Below are 14,822 nucleotides of genomic sequence, written 5' to 3'. Positions count from 1 at the left end.
GTACTTGACCTCATCGAACAGCGGATCCCATACGTCAACAGTATCGACTCCAGCGTTGGACGACATGCTCAGCATTAGTGCACATTGCCGAAAGGGTCTGAGACGCGCCAAGGCGTCTGCGGGCTAGGCGCCGACGTATTCAGCGAGGTGCTTCGCGGTGAGTGTCGTTTTCTGGTTCACCAACTCGGTCGGTGTGCCTTCGAACACCACCTTGCCGCCGTCGTGACCAGCACCTGGCCCAATGTCGATAATCCAGTCAGCGTGAGCCATGACAGCCTGGTGATGCTCAATCACGATCACCGTCTTACCGGATTCGACAAGACGATCCAGCACACCAAGAATCTTCTCGACGTCCGCCAGGTGCAGTCCTGTCGTCGGCTCATCGAGCACGTACACGTCGCCTTTCTCGCCCATTTGGATGGCGAGCTTGATGCGCTGGCGTTCACCGCCCGAAAGCGTAGACAATGGCTGTCCCAGCGAAAGGTATCCGAGGCCCACGTCTTCCAATCGCGTGAGGATCGCAGCGGCAGCGGGAAGCTTGGCGTCGCCTTCGCTAAAGAACACCCGTGCTTCGGCGACGGGTAGGTCAAGAACTTGAGTGATGTCTTTGCCGGCGAGGTGGTACTCCAAAACGCTGGCCTGAAAACGCTTGCCCCCGCAGTCCTCACAGGGCGTCTCGATCGTGTCCATGAATCCAAGCTCGGTCACAATGACCCCGGCGCCTTTGCATGAGGGGCACGCGCCCTCGGAGTTCGCGCTGAACAATGCAGGTTTCACGCCATTTGCCTTGGCGAAAGCTTTGCGGATCGGATCGAGCAACCCGGTGTAAGTCGCAGGATTGCTGCGCCGAGACCCCTTGATCGCCCCCTGGTCGATCGCCACAACACCGTCGCGTTGTGACACCGAACCGTGAATGAGGGAACTCTTTCCCGAACCTGCGACGCCCGTGACGACGGTCAGCACGCCTGTGGGAATATCGACGTCGACGTTTTGAAGGTTGTTGGCGGTCGCACCGCGCACCTCGATGGCACCGTCACTTGACCGCACCGACTCTTTGAGTTGCGCGCGGTCATCAAGGTGCTCGCCCGTCTGGGTGCCGCTGGTTTTCAACCCCTCGACAGTCCCCTCGAAACACACCTCTCCCCCGGCGCTTCCCGCTCCAGGCCCGAGATCAACAACATGATCGCCAATCGCGATCGTTTCTGGCTTGTGCTCCACAACGAGCACCGTGTTTCCTTTGTCACGCAGCTGCAGGAGCAACTTGTTCATGCGCTCAATGTCATGTGGGTGCAACCCAATGGTCGGCTCGTCGAAGACATAGGTAATGTCGGTGAGCGAAGATCCCAGATGACGCAACATTTTTATGCGTTGCGCCTCTCCCCCAGACAAAGTTCCCGATGGGCGGTCCAATGACAGGTAGCCCAGCCCCAGCGTGACGAAAGCATCGAGATTTGCTCTCAATGCTTCCAGGAGCGGCCCAGCGCCCGGAAGATTTAACCCGCCGACCCATGTGGCCAGATCCGTGACCTGCATACGGCACGCATCGGCGATGCTCACACCATCGATCTTCGACGACCGAGCACCCTCGGTGAGTCGAGAGCCGTCGCATTCAGGGCACTGCGCAAAAGTGGCCACTCGTTCGACGAACGCCCGGATATGCGGCTGCAATGCCTCCAGATCTTTCGAGAGCATCGACTTGGTGATCTTTGGGATCAGACCCTCATAGGTCATGTTGATCCCCGAGATCTTCACCTTCGTCACTTCGCCATAGAGAAAGAGGCGTCGTTGTTTGTCGGTGAACTGCGATATCGGCTTGTCTGCAGGGTAAAAACCCGACTGAGAAAATCCCTTCACCATCCAGCCATCTGCGGTGTACCCCGGAACCATGATCGCTCCACCGTCGAGAGACTTCGACTCGTCGACCACCTGAGCGAGGTCGAGATCGGAGACCGCTCCCCTGCCTTCGCATCGTGGGCACATGCCGCCGAGGTAGATCGCGTCTTTGACGATCTTCTTCTCACCGCCAGGCCCCGTCATCACTCCGCTCGCCTTCTGGGTAGGGATATTGAAGGAGAACGCGGTCGGTCCACCAATATACGGCTGCCCCAGTTTGCTAAACAGGATGCGAAGCATGGCGTTCGCGTCTGTCACTGTTCCCACCGTCGATCGAGGGTTCGCGCCCAACCGTTCCTGGTCGACGATGATCGCCGTCGTGAGCCCCTCGAGAACATCGACGTCTGGGCGCGGAACCGACGGCATGAAGCCCTGCACGAACGCGCTGTATGTTTCGTCGATCATGCGCCGCGATTCCGCGGCAATCGTGTCGAAGACCAACGAGCTCTTACCCGACCCGGAGACCCCGGTGAATAAGGTCAGACGACGTTTGGGAATGTCGACGCTGACATCCTTTAAGTTGTTCTCGCGCGCTCCCTGCACGCGGATCAAGTCGTGGCTGTCTGCGGGATGCTCGTCGGCGCTCATTCTGGTTACCGTACACGCGGGGTGAGACACGCTAACCTAGTGAGGCACCCTCACAGCAATTTCTCAGAAAGGGGTCCCCCAACCATGTCTGAACCACTTACGGCGGCCACTAAGTCCCTGTTCAAGTCGATCCGCATCTCGCTCGCCGTCGCCGGTGTGCTCGCGCTGATCGCAGGAATCGTCCTTCTTGTTTGGCCGGGCAAGTCTGCGGTCATCGTCACGGCGATCTTCGCTTCCTACCTCGTCGTCGCCGGCTTGGTATACATCGGCCTCGGAATCTTCTCCAGCTCGAAGGGTGGATGGGCCCGCGTCGGTCACATCTTCCTCGGCCTCGTCTACATCGTCGCCGGTGTTATCGCGTTCTTCAACCTGGAGGTTGCCACCGCAACTCTGGCGATCATTGTTGTCATCTTCATCGGCATCAGCTGGATCGTCGATGGCGTTGTGGCGCTGACTCTGCTGGGCAGCGACGGATCGCGCGTGTGGACTCTCCTCTACGCGATCCTCAGCATCGTCGCGGGAATCATCGTGCTGTTCTCGCCGCTGATCGCTGGCTTCGCGCTTTGGCTGCTGCTCGGCATCTCTCTGGTGGTGCTCGGAATCATCCAGATCGTGCGTGCCTTCACGCTCGGTAAGGATGAAAAGGAATACATCGCAGCCGTCCAGGGTGGCGCAGCGAAGTAACTCCCCCAGCTACACAAAAGGTTCGGCCCCGCTCTGCAACAGCAGAGCGGGGCCGAACCTTTTGGTCGTCTTACTCAGCGACGAACGCGCTCACGTCACCGACGAGCCGGGTGTTGTCAGCAGGTACCGGGTCAACCGCGGCCTGAGCGACCTCGGCAGCGAACTCCGAGACGTTGTACAGCTTGCCAGCCGACTCGCGGCGACCAGCGATCGCACCGGGGTTCGCGCGCTCCAGCAACGTTGCGGTGATGGTTCCCTCGATCATGTCTCCGGAGACAACGGTGAAGCCAATCCCCTTTTCTGCCAGACCCGGGATGAGTTCACGAAGCGCATCTTCTCCCGCGCGCTTCGAGAGCGCAACGGGGACATACTCCGGCATTGTCGGCGTGGTGCGGATGAAGTGGGCTTGGTGGCTGGTCACGAAGACCACACGAGCACCGTCGGACAGCAGCGGAGTCGCGGCGTTCAAGACGTTGAGCTGCGCATCACGATTGAGCTTTAGCGCGTAGTCCTCGGCCATTCCAGACTCCATGCCGCCAGAAGCATTGAGCACCAAAACATCGAGTCGCCCATATTCGGCACGGATGGCGTCGAACATCTCAGCCACAGATGCCGGGTCGGTGAGGTCGGCGCCGACGACGAGCGCACGACGGCCGAGCTCACGCAGCTGTGCGGCAAGCTTCTCTGCACGAGGAGCCTTGTTGCGGAAATTGATGACGACATCGGCGCCGGCTTCAGCGAGGAAGCGGACGGTATCTGCACCAATTCCTCGCGATGAACCGGTGACGAGGGCCACCTTGCCTTCGAGAGATCCTGCGGGAAGAACGTCGGTCACGGTGACTCCTCATAATGCGTGAAAAAGCCGCGATCGCACGGCTCTCACACACTACCAAGCGTGCAGTGCGAGGCACCGTGTTCGGCGCTCTTGCGCGTGATACGTTGACCACAAAGGAGACCGCATGGACAACTTCTCAACATTCGTCACATTCGTCGACCAATGGGCTTGGATCGGTTGGCTGGTACTGATCGCCGTCTTCCTCGTCATCGAGATGCTCACGCTGGACTTCACTTTCTTGATGCTCAGTTTCGGCAGCGTGGTGGGTCTCGCCAGCGACCTCATCGGCGCACCAGTGTGGCTGCAGGTCATCATCGCCGCAGCAGCCTCCGCACTGTTCATTCTCTTTCTGCGCCCGCCGTTACTGAAGCGCCTTCGACGGGGCGAAGACCCAGCCAAATCGAATGTCGATGCGCTTGTAGACCTCAGAGGTGTCGCGCTGAGCGATATCACTCCGGTCTCCGGTCAGGTCAAACTCGCCAACGGAGACACATGGACCGCCCGACCGGTGGCCCGCGTCTCGATTCCGCAGGGTGCACCGATCGCCGTGAGCGAGATCAACGGCGCCACCGTTATCGTCCGTCCTACAAACGACTAGGAGTACCTCGTGAACGACTCATCGTTCATCCCCACCGTGATTCTGTGGATCCTGGTGATTGCCGTGATCATCTTCGTGGTGGTCACCGTCGCTCGAGCGATCCGCATCATCCCTCAAGCCACTGCGGGGGTCGTTGAGAGATTGGGCCGATATCACAAGACACTCACACCCGGCTTGAACGTTCTCGTGCCGTTCATCGATCGACTCCGCCCCCTGATCGACATGCGCGAGCAGGTTGTCTCTTTCCCGCCGCAGCCGGTGATTACCGAAGACAACCTCGTGGTCTCCATCGACACGGTCGTCTACTTTCAGGTCACAGACGCACGTGCGGCAACCTACGAGATCGCGAACTACCTCGGCGCTGTCGAGCAATTGACGACCACGACCCTGCGTAACGTCGTCGGTGGGTTGAACCTCGAAGAAGCTCTGACCAGCCGTGACAACATCAACGGACAGCTGCGGGTCGTGCTCGATGAGGCAACGGGCAAGTGGGGCATCCGCGTCGGCCGGGTGGAGCTGAAGGCTATCGATCCGCCCATCTCCATTCAGGATTCGATGGAGAAACAGATGCGTGCAGAGCGGGACCGCCGTGCGGCCATTTTGACAGCGGAGGGTACGAAGCAGTCGGCGATCCTCGAGGCCGAGGGTGCACGCCAAGCCGAGATTCTGCGTGCAGAAGGCGACAAACAGGCAGCAGTGTTGCGTGCTCAGGGTGAGGCCGAAGCCATCCAGAACGTCTTCACCGCGATCCACCAGGGCGAGCCTGACGACAAGCTCCTTGCCTACCAGTACCTGCAGATGCTGCCGAAGATCAGCGAAGGCCACTCCAACAAGCTCTGGATCATCCCGAGCGAGCTGACGGAGGCCCTCAAGGGCATCGGATCTGCGTTCACACCGAAGCCGGGCCAGACCCCGCCCAACACTCCCCCCGGCGCGTGACCCACCCGTTCTTTACGGGAACGCGTTTTCCTCGAGTTTTCGCCCACCGCGGTCTCGTTACCGCGGAGGGCGAAAACTCCGGCGTGTGGGAGAACTCTGCCGCCGCTTTTGCAGCAGCAGACGCCGCCGGAATCGAGTACATCGAGACCGATTGCCAGGTGACAGCAGACGGCGACGTGGTGCTGTTCCACGACGCAACGATCGAGCGTCTCGCGGGCGATCCCCGCGCTGTGAATAGCGTCTCTACACGCGACCTGCGGGCGATGTTCGAAGATCACGGCGGGCTTCTGACGGTTGAGGAGGCGCTCGACGGCTTCCCCGAAGCCCGCTTCAATATTGATGTGAAGACTGCCACAGCCATCGACTCCCTTGGCCCGACCCTGCGCGAACACACGCACCGGGTACTTCTCGCGAGCTTCTCTGATCGTGTTCGTCGAGATGCAGTCGCCTCAGTGTTGCGATCTGGCGCCAGAATGCGTCCAGCGGTGTCGGCCGGAAGTGCGACCATCGCGCTAATCAGAGCCCTGACCGCCCTGCACCTCTCCCCTGCGCGTGCCCTCGCAGACATCGATGCGCTTCAGATTCCCGAGAAGCAGGGCCCCGTGAAGGTGCTCACTCCTGCGCTTCTCGACGCGGCGCACAAGCACGATACCGAAGTGCACGTCTGGACCATCAACGACCCTGCAGATATGCAGCGGCTCGTCGCCAGCGGCGTTGACGGAGTGGTGTCTGATCGCGCAGATTTGGCGTACGAAGTTCTTCATCCACAGTGAGCCCCGACGCGCCCTATAACCTCCGGTGCTGGGATTAACCTGTGAGTTCTGCCGAGAATGCGCTTGCGTGGATGAAGCGCACAGGCTGGAGCGTTATACCTGACAGCGACGAGAGGACCACACAATGGCAGATCGCAGCCTGCGCGGCATCCGACTCGGCGCCCAAAGCCTACAGAGCGAAGAGGGCGTCGTTTTCATGGAACGCCGTGAGACCACCTATACCTGTGACACTTGCGCCCACGTCACGAACTTGATGTTCGCGGCAGACGCCGAGCCGCCCCAGACCTGGGAGTGCCGCGCGTGCGGCGCTGAGTCCCGTTTGAACGTCGATGGCAATGCCGTCACGCTAGAGGTCACCGATGAGAAGGCAGCGCGTACCCACTGGGACATGCTGCTTGAACGACGCAGTCGTGCAGAACTTGAGGAGCTCCTCGAAGAGCGCCTTGCGTTTATCCGCGCCCGTCGTGGAGCCGGAGAAGACCCCACCCGCGAAAAGATCGGCGCTTAGCGCCGGCGGGCGCGCCACCATCCAACGAGGAGTGCGCCCAACCCGCCCCACAGCAGCAACTGCTGAATCCAGGGGCCCACAACAACACCAGCCGTGAGGCCGGAGCGTAGCTCGACATCTTCGAGCATCGCCCCGGCCTCATCTGCGTCCAGACTGGTCGTCGTTGCTCCGTCGTGGGTGATGACCTGGCTGGTGCCAACGGTGGAGATGTTGACGACGCTGCGTCCTGTTTCGATCGCGCGCATGCGGGCGAAGGCGAGCTGCTGCAAATTCTCGTCGGTGCCGCGGAAGTCCGCGTTATTTGTCTGGAACACGAGCACTTCGGCACCGCCGTTCAAGTCTTCCCAGATCACATCGTCGTAGATCACGTCAAAACAGATCGCGAGTCCGACCAGCACCCCGTCGACGTCGAAAACCGGTGGATTCGATCCAGGCGTGTACTCGCGCTGGATGAGCCCGATCAGGTCTGGTGCAAGCGCGTTGAAGAACGGGCGATCTGGAACGTACTCGCCGAACGGCACTGGATGACGTTTGTCGTGCAGTTGCGTGGACGTCCCATCGGTGTTCCACAGCAGCGACGTGTTGAAAAACAGGTCGTCCCGCCCCGTCGCCGCGTTGGCAAGCAAGGGCGCATCGATGCGGTTCGCGACGAGAGTCATACGCCGCGCGATAGCTTCGTTCTGAAAAGGGTCGCCGTCTAATGACCCTTCTGGCCACACCAACAGGTCGACATCTTCGCCGTACAGCGGCACAGTGGCATCGGTCTGCGCTTGAATCACCGAGAACGGCTCACGCTCGTCGAAGTACCCTGTCGGACCGTTCCCCTGTACCGCTGCGATTCGCATTGAGCCGGTCGCAGCGGTCGGAAAAAGAGGCGTGAACAGCAGGGCGACAGCGATGACCGCCGGAGCAATCAGTCGCACCGGCTGGCGCCATGCGCCTAGTCGCACCACCTCGATGAGCATGGCAACAATCAGAACCATGAGGAAGCTCAATCCGCTGACTCCCACCCACGAAGTCACAGGCGCGAGAGGACTCTCTGCCTGGCTCATGGCGATGCGCGCCCACGGGAAGCCTCCGTACGGCCATGAGCCGACGAAAAGCTCGCGCCCCACCCACAACGCCGCGACGACCGTCGGAAGCCCGAAAAGGCGTCCTGCGGTGCCAGGGAAGGCCAGAGGAAGCCAACGGTAGGCAAGCGCGATGGGAAGGAGTGCGGCCGCTGTCAGCACTCCTTCGACAACGCTCAGCGCGGCCCACGGGATGGGGCCGAGGTAGCGCGACACCCATGACACCAGGAAGCCGAAGAAGACGATGCCGTAAATAAGCGATACGAGCACCGCTCCCCCGAAGCGTCGCCCGATGAGTGCCACCAGGAGCAGCGCCGTCGCGGGAAAAGCAAAACCCCACACTGCTGCTGCCGGGTAAGCAAAGCTCATCAAAATGGCAGCGATTGCCGCACTGAGCGCCGCGGCCCAGAGCGGCAAGAGGGCGCGCTGCGGCGCACGGGAGTCAGACATCCCGTCCATTCTCACATTGCGGAGTAGGCAACGATGCCACGGCGGACACCGTCGAGGGCAGCGCGGGCTGTGCGCGCTACTTTCGCGTCCTCGGCGACGATAGACAGCTGATCCAGCAGATCGATTGTCTGTTTGGCCCAGCGCACAAAGTCGCCCGCTGCCATGTCTGCATCGACGAGCACACGATCCAACATCCCGCCGCGCGCCCAGGAGTGCATCGCACTCGCTAGTCCTGCCGCCAATGGCTCACTGCCTGGCAGGTGATGGTCCTGTTCCAGGTCGTCCAATTCTGCCCAGAGCGTGGTCGTCTTCTCATACGCCGATCTGAAGGCACCTCGCGGCAACCCCCGCTCTCCGGAGTTGGCTTCATCGCGCCGAGGTTCGTAGACAAGGCAGCATGCCATCGCCGCAAGCGACGGGGCATCCAAACCAGACCACAGCCCCTGACGAAGGGACTCTGCCACCAACAGATCACGTTCGCCGTAGATGCGGCGCATTGTGCGACCTGCCTCGGTCAGGGCTGTCTCGCCATCGACCTGGGTCAAATAGTCCAGGGTTTCGAGTACCTCCACGACGCGGTCGAATACGCGTGCCACGGTGCCAGTGCGGGTTTCGATCTGACGCCGAATACGATCGGTCTGTCGTTTGAGCTTCCAGAATCGTTCGGCCCAGCGCGCGTGCGCTTCGCGGTCAGGGCACCGGTGGCAGGGGTGCCGCTGCATCTGGGTGCGCAGCGTCTGGATGCGCTTCATCCGCTTATCGCGCGACGCACGTGGCGCCTGCGAATCCTGGCGGTTCTTCTTTTCGAGGTCGCTCAGTTCGCGACGAATGGCCGCGTACTCAGGAAAGCTCCCGTGCTCGCACGCCATCGCCGTTTGGTAGCCGGCCAGAGACTCCTCGGACTCCCGTACTTGACGCGCGAGGCCGACGACGGCGCGATCCGCCTGGAACTGCGCGAACGACGACTCCAAAATCTGCCTGGCTCTAGCCTTGCCGAACATGTCGATCAGGTTCACGGCCATGTTGTACGTCGGCCGGAAGCTGGAGTTCAGCGGGTAGGTTCTGCGCGACGCGAGCGCGGCGACCGCCTGCGGGTCCATGCTCTCGGTCCACTGCACAACGGCGTGGCCCTCGACATCGATTCCGCGCCGACCCGCGCGACCGGTCAGTTGGGTGTACTCCCCCGACGTGATCGGCACCCGTGCCTCGCCGTTGAACTTCTCCATCTTCTCGAGCACGACCGTGCGGGCAGGCATATTGATGCCAAGCGCGAGCGTCTCTGTTGCGAATACGACCCTGACGAGCTTGCGACGGTAGAGCTCCTCCACCACCTCTTTGAAAGCCGGCAGGAGGCCAGCGTGGTGCGACGCGACCCCTCGCTCGAGGTTGTCTAGCCACTCCCAGTAGCCGAGAACACCGAGATCTTCTTCCTGCAAACTACGCGTGCGCTCCTCGACGAGAGCGCGAATTTCTGCGCGCTCCTCATCCGTTGTCAGGCGCAGGCCCGAACGACGTACCTGCTGCACCGCAGCGTCACATCCGACGCGGCTGAAGATGAAGAAGATCGCCGGAAGCAGATTCGCCCTCTCGAGCAGGCGCACCACTTCTGGGCGATCTACTCGCTCGACCCGCCTCGTGTTGGCCACTCGGTCAGAGCGACGTCCACCGTTCCGCTGGCGTTGCGCGTGGCGTCCGCCCTGGCGATCGCCACGATACGACTGCGTCTGCCGACCGTTTCCGTAGCTCGCTCCCGCAGACGAGCGAATGCGCATCAGCTCCTGGTTGACCTGAGTAGTGGCAACGCCACCTCGATCATCGAACAGCGGAAGAAGGTCATCACGCACCAGAACATGCTGTTCCAGAGGCACTGGCCTGATCTCCGAGACAATAACCTCGGTGTCGCCGCGGACAGTATCGAGCCAGTCTCCGAACTCCTCGGCATTCGATACGGTGGCGCTCAGCGACACCAAACGCACGTATGCGGGGAGGTGGATGATGACCTCTTCCCAGACAGCGCCCCTGAAGCGGTCGGCGAGGTAGTGCACCTCGTCCATGATCACGTAGCGCAGGTCACGCAGCGCCGCAGAGTCGGCGTAAATCATGTTGCGCAGCACTTCGGTTGTCATCACGACAATGCGGGCGTTGCCGTTGATGTTCGTGTCGCCGGTCAGGAGTCCCACCTGGTCTGCGCCATAAACCTCGACGAGCTCGCGGAACTTCTGATTCGACAGCGCCTTCATCGGCGTCGTATAAAACGCCTTGTCACCGGCTGTCTGCATCGCGAGATGAATCGCAAACTCGCCGACAATCGTCTTTCCGGCACCGGTCGGGGCCGCGACGAGCACACTGCTGCCGCTCTCCAGTGCGTGACAGCCCGCAACTTGGAAAGGGTCAAGCTCGAACTTTTGGAGCTCGGCGAACGCGGAAGACTCCGGGTTCTGCGCGGCTGCACGAGCCTGGGCGTACTTCTCGGAAGGCGAGCTCATACCAGGTCCGGTGCCAGGCCCGAAGCCTCATCGCGCTTGCGCTTACGCCGATCAAAGAGCATCGAGAGTCCGGTTGCCGCGAAGAAGAGAACGATCAGGATGCCAGCCAGCATGAGCATGCTCACCACGTCGGCCGCTGGGGTGGCCAGCGCCGCGAAAATCGTCGCGATAAGAATGGCAACACGCCACCCTTTGAGAATCGCTCTGCCCGACATCACGCCTGCGACGTTGAGCGCGACCAAAAAGACCGGCAAAACAAACGAGACACCAATCACGATCATCAATTTGAAGACGAAGTCGTAGTACTCCTGGGCCTGATAAAGGTTGGTTCCCCCGTCGGGAGTAAAGCTCCACATCAACTCGATGATGTGCGGCATGATCATGACGCCGAGATAGCAACCAGCGAAAAAGAGCGGAACCGCGGCCGCAACGAAGCCGATGGTGTACTTGACCTCTTTGCGAGTGAGGCCCGGCATGATGAAGGCCCAGATTTGCCAGAGCCACACCGGCGCAGAAAGGAACAGGCCAATCGAGAAGGCAATCCGCATCCGCATGTCGAACGCAGATGTGATGGTGCCGAAGTTCAACGCGCTAAAGCTGTCGCCGCGTCGATCGGCAATGATCCGGATCGGCTCAGTGATGAAATTGATGATGGGGTCTGCGACAAGGAACGCGATCACCATTCCGATGACCAGCGCGAGCGCTGCGTACATCAGGCGCTTGCGTAGCTCGACCAGATGCGCTCCCAGCGACATCCGTCGATCCCGATCTGCCTTCGGCATCTCGGGGGATTCGATGGTTGCCACGAGCAGTTAGGCGCGAGGAGGCGTCTCGGGGCCGACGTGCGGGTCCTTCACCGTGGTGGGCTCAGCGACCACCGTGGTGGGCTCAGCGACAGTAGAGTCCACCGTCGCGGCGTCCTCTTCCTTCATCGCCTTCATCTCGCCCTTGAATACACGGGCAGACTGACCCATACTCTTGGCGAGAGCCGGCAACTTGGTAGCACCGAACAGGAGAAGGATCACAACAAGCACAATCAGCAGGTGCCAGCCTTGCATTCCAGCGAACATGTCAAGATTCCCGTCGTTGGTGAGCGATCACTTTATTCTACAGATCTATGCGCAGGATCGGGCCGGTGGTACAGCGCGAGTCCCGCTGCGGCCCAGTCTCTTGCCGCCGTACGTGCGACGCTCGGTTCGAGCACTTCCATGGCTCCCCCGAAGCGCCCGGCCAGCCGCTTGATGCCACGAGGATCAGCGAGATGAAGACGTGTTGTCACGAGTCCCCCGACAGCTTCGACCGCGCCTGCGGGAACAAATCCACTAAGCAAGGGTGCCAGTCGCTCTGGCACGCACACGGTGACTTCACTCTCGTCAGCGAGTCCGGCGAACGCATCAGGTACCTGATCTTCGCTGTGGGTAATCGGGATATCTGTCAGGCTCGGCGCACTCACCCTGTCGAGATGGAAGGTGCGCATTGCCTGGCGCAGGTGACACCAGCCTTGGAGGTACCACTGGCCGTTGGTGATGAGAATCTGCATCGGGTCGACGGTGCGCGTCATCGCAGCAGCGTCAGGGGCCTGGTAGGTGAACGAGATCGCGACGCCTTCGTTCAATCCTCTGGCGACCGCCTCGCGCACCTCGTCGACGGCGCTGGGGGCGACGACCACATCGGCTGGGGCGTCTGCTGCTCCGCGGGAGAGCTTCGTGATGAGCCCGGCCACCAGACCAGAATCAGACACGGCAGGAACCGCCGCCACCATCTGCAGACCTGCGAGCAACGCGGCGGCCTCTCGCGCGGTAAACCGAGGAACGCGCCGGAGCGCAACGTCGTTAGTGATCTCGATGACGTCTTCTAGGTCAAGCAAATCCCAGTTGATGTCGAACATCTCTTGCGGTTGCTGCCAGTAACCCGCCTCGCCTGGAAGGCCGATGACTGTCAATTTCTCGACCATCCCACGCATCTCGCGCGGGGTGACACCAAATTCCGCCGCAGCCTCTTCGAGCGATACCTGGCCGTGCTCGAGAAGGTACGGGACGAGCGTGAGGTAGAGCCGAACACGGTCTGCCGCGAGCAGCGGCTTCGCTGTTGCGCTCATCGTGCCCCCTCCGTGTCGCTATTCGTCTCAACCACTGCGAGAAGCCGCGAGACTACCGCGTCGCGGAGCGAAGCCGGTTCGACGACCCGCACCTCAGGCCCGTAAGAAGCCAGCTCGTCAGCGAAGATGTGCAGATCGACGAACGGCACATGAATACCCTGCGGCGCAGCCATAGCGCGGCGGCCAAGGCGGAGGGCAGCCTCGGTGCCTGGGGTGACTTCAAGCAGTGCCAAGTTGTCGGAAGCGACACGCTCCAACCCCCGCAGTGCTCGCTCCCCCGCACCTTCACGGAGCGACGGGTCGAAGGTTTGCGCGCCCGCACGCACGTCGCCGACGATTCGACTCAGCAAAAAAGTGCGGTCTTCTTCAGCCTCAATGTCGATGCCGAACACATGCCAGCGGGCTTCGAAATCTACAAGCGCCAGTGGGCGAATGCGTCGACGACGAGGACTGTCTTCACCAGGCTTCAAGTAGTCGAAAGCGACCACTTTGGAACGCTCGATCGCGTCTTGCAGCGGCGAGAAGGCGGCGTCTCGCGCCGTGATGCGCGGGGAAAATCCGATGATCGGCTCGTCTCCGTCGATGCCGAGCGCTCGAATCTTGCGTACCCCCGACTGCGCATCGCCCGAGACAGACTCCGCGCTCCACACGCTCCCCGCCAGCTGTAGCACCGCAAGCTCCGCGGGTGAGAATTCGATGTCGCCTGGAAGGTCGTATTCTGCCTGCGGGATGCGGTATCGAGCCTCGCGAAGATCGTTGGGGTCGCTCGCCTCACCAATCGTCTCAATCGGCACTCCGAGAGCACGCAAGTCTTCTTTATCGCGCTCGAACATCTTCTCCAGCGCATCGGACCGGGTACCAGCGTCAGCGCGCTGACGGTACCCAGAGACGTTGTCGAGAATCTGCTGCTTGGTCAACCCGATCTCCGTGGACATGAGCGCCACGACGAGATTCGTCAGGCGCTCCTCCGCGGGGATCCGGGTTGCCATCACTGAGTGGGCGCCGACACTGCGCCCAGGATGTCGACGACGATAGCTGTCGCAGGCGTGCCTTCTGCTTCCGGGAAGACAACAAGGAGTTGCGAGCCGACAGTCGCGCCGATCAGCTGTTCTGCGGCAACGCCGATACTCGCTTCTGCGCCCCACGAGCTCGTGGTGACCTGCTTGTCGTCCCAGCCGACACCCATCACGTTGGTGACCACGATGTCTGTCGCCTGTACCTCTTCGCCATCGCCCTTGATCAGGGTCTGCGTCGTGATCTCGGTCGGGGCTGGCACATCAGGAATGATGACACCGGGGGTGCCGTCGGGAGCGCGAACGACGGTCGGCATTCCCCTGGCATCGTTGAACTGCAACTCTCCGGAAGCTCGTGTCGGCATCACGTCGAGAATGTCGATGACAGCGACGATGTCTTCGCCCTGAGCGAGGCCGAAAGCCTCGACGTTCTGGGCTCCGAAGTCTTCTGGGGTGAGCACGGCGAGTACGCGACTACCTTCAGTGGCACACTCCAGAACCGGCGTCAGGCCAGGAGAACGCTGTGCCCAGTAATCGATGCTGTGTACCCGGCTCTCGTCGCCGTTGAACTCTGAAGCGTAAAGTGCTTCGCCACTGTCGCCGCCGTAGAAGGCGATGTCGATCACCACTGGCTGGAACTGGGTCGCAAGTGTGGCGCCGTCTCCGACCGTGATGTCAGCAAACGATGTCTCGTCGACCTTGACGGGTCCGAACACCGAAACCTCTGGCTGGGAGCCGAGCTCGCCAGAGACATCTGCGACATTCGCGATGCTGTCAGTGACTTCGCGTTCGCACGCGTCGCCAGCGTCGGAGGCTGTCGTGGTGCACCCGGTCAGGGTGAGGACGGCGAGGCTGAGGGATGCCAGAACGGCGGACGTTTTACGCAC

General features: G+C 61.4%; 14 protein-coding genes. 5 read left to right on the top strand and 9 right to left on the bottom strand.

Translation table 11 applies throughout. From position 1 onward, the window contains the following. Positions 1-123: 123 nt before the first annotated feature. The gene (locus tag AB0O87_RS10145) at positions 124-2,481 is read right to left on the bottom strand and encodes an excinuclease ABC subunit UvrA (protein WP_363515009.1); all 2,358 of its coding nucleotides are present in this window, start codon (positions 2,479-2,481) and stop codon (positions 124-126) included. 84 nt (positions 2,482-2,565) lie between these two features. Between AB0O87_RS10145 and AB0O87_RS10140 the strand changes: the two genes are divergently transcribed. Next, the gene (locus tag AB0O87_RS10140) at positions 2,566-3,165 is read left to right on the top strand and encodes a DUF308 domain-containing protein (protein WP_363515006.1); all 600 of its coding nucleotides are present in this window, start codon (positions 2,566-2,568) and stop codon (positions 3,163-3,165) included. Between the two features lie 70 nt (positions 3,166-3,235). Here AB0O87_RS10140 and AB0O87_RS10135 read toward each other — a convergent pair whose 3' ends face one another. Continuing rightward, positions 3,236-4,000: an SDR family oxidoreductase gene (locus AB0O87_RS10135; RefSeq protein WP_363515003.1), complete on the bottom strand. Its 765-nt coding sequence runs from the start codon at positions 3,998-4,000 to the stop codon at positions 3,236-3,238. Between the two features lie 124 nt (positions 4,001-4,124). Here AB0O87_RS10135 and AB0O87_RS10130 point away from each other — a divergent pair, with 124 nt between their 5' ends. From AB0O87_RS10130 to AB0O87_RS10115, 4 genes are all read left to right on the top strand, one after another. After that, positions 4,125-4,598 (top strand): NfeD family protein, encoded by a 474-nt coding sequence (locus AB0O87_RS10130; protein WP_363515000.1) that lies wholly within the window; start codon positions 4,125-4,127, stop codon positions 4,596-4,598. A 9-nt stretch (positions 4,599-4,607) separates the two neighbouring features. Next, positions 4,608-5,537 (top strand): SPFH domain-containing protein, encoded by a 930-nt coding sequence (locus AB0O87_RS10125; RefSeq protein WP_363514997.1) that lies wholly within the window; start codon positions 4,608-4,610, stop codon positions 5,535-5,537. Beyond that, a complete protein-coding gene (locus AB0O87_RS10120) occupies positions 5,534-6,310 on the top strand; it encodes a glycerophosphodiester phosphodiesterase family protein (protein WP_363514994.1) in 777 nt (258 codons plus the stop codon). Before AB0O87_RS10125 ends, AB0O87_RS10120 begins: the two co-directional genes overlap by 4 nt. A gap of 124 nt (positions 6,311-6,434) precedes the next feature. Then, positions 6,435-6,818 carry an RNA polymerase-binding protein RbpA gene (locus AB0O87_RS10115; RefSeq protein ID WP_363514991.1) on the top strand — a complete coding sequence of 128 codons (384 nt, stop codon included), beginning with the start codon at positions 6,435-6,437 and terminating at the stop codon, positions 6,816-6,818. Here AB0O87_RS10115 and lnt read toward each other — a convergent pair. From lnt to AB0O87_RS10080, 7 genes are read right to left on the bottom strand one after another with little or no spacing between them, the layout of a single operon-like run. Next, the gene (gene lnt, locus AB0O87_RS10110) at positions 6,815-8,338 is read right to left on the bottom strand and encodes an apolipoprotein N-acyltransferase (protein ID WP_363514988.1); all 1,524 of its coding nucleotides are present in this window, start codon (positions 8,336-8,338) and stop codon (positions 6,815-6,817) included. The genes AB0O87_RS10115 and lnt overlap by 4 nt on opposite strands. 11 nt (positions 8,339-8,349) lie before the next feature. Then, positions 8,350-10,824, bottom strand: coding sequence for a DEAD/DEAH box helicase (locus AB0O87_RS10105; protein ID WP_363514985.1), 2,475 nt, complete (start codon positions 10,822-10,824; stop codon positions 8,350-8,352). Beyond that, positions 10,821-11,579, bottom strand: coding sequence for a twin-arginine translocase subunit TatC (tatC, locus tag AB0O87_RS10100; protein WP_363516201.1), 759 nt, complete (start codon positions 11,577-11,579; stop codon positions 10,821-10,823). The genes AB0O87_RS10105 and tatC overlap by 4 nt, the downstream gene beginning before the upstream one ends. Before the next feature lie 57 nt (positions 11,580-11,636). Continuing rightward, positions 11,637-11,894 (bottom strand): Sec-independent protein translocase subunit TatA, encoded by a 258-nt coding sequence (gene tatA / locus AB0O87_RS10095; protein WP_363514982.1) that lies wholly within the window; start codon positions 11,892-11,894, stop codon positions 11,637-11,639. A gap of 32 nt (positions 11,895-11,926) precedes the next feature. Further along, complete coding sequence (locus tag AB0O87_RS10090; protein WP_363514979.1) at positions 11,927-12,922, bottom strand: WYL domain-containing protein; 996 nt, start codon at positions 12,920-12,922, stop codon at positions 11,927-11,929. After that, on the bottom strand, positions 12,919-13,911 hold the full coding sequence (locus AB0O87_RS10085) for a WYL domain-containing protein (protein ID WP_363514976.1): 993 nt from the start codon (positions 13,909-13,911) through the stop codon (positions 12,919-12,921). The genes AB0O87_RS10090 and AB0O87_RS10085 overlap by 4 nt, the downstream gene beginning before the upstream one ends. Beyond that, positions 13,911-14,822 (bottom strand): hypothetical protein, encoded by a 912-nt coding sequence (locus AB0O87_RS10080; RefSeq protein ID WP_363514973.1) that lies wholly within the window; start codon positions 14,820-14,822, stop codon positions 13,911-13,913. Before AB0O87_RS10080 ends, AB0O87_RS10085 begins: the two co-directional genes overlap by 1 nt.

Origin of the sequence: Microbacterium sp. NPDC076768 (assembly GCF_040687205.1) — a bacterium.
In the GTDB taxonomy this organism is placed as follows: domain Bacteria; phylum Actinomycetota; class Actinomycetes; order Actinomycetales; family Microbacteriaceae; genus Microbacterium.
The sequence above is the reverse complement of the archived record's forward strand: the minus strand, read 5'-3'. Positions and strand labels throughout refer to the sequence as shown.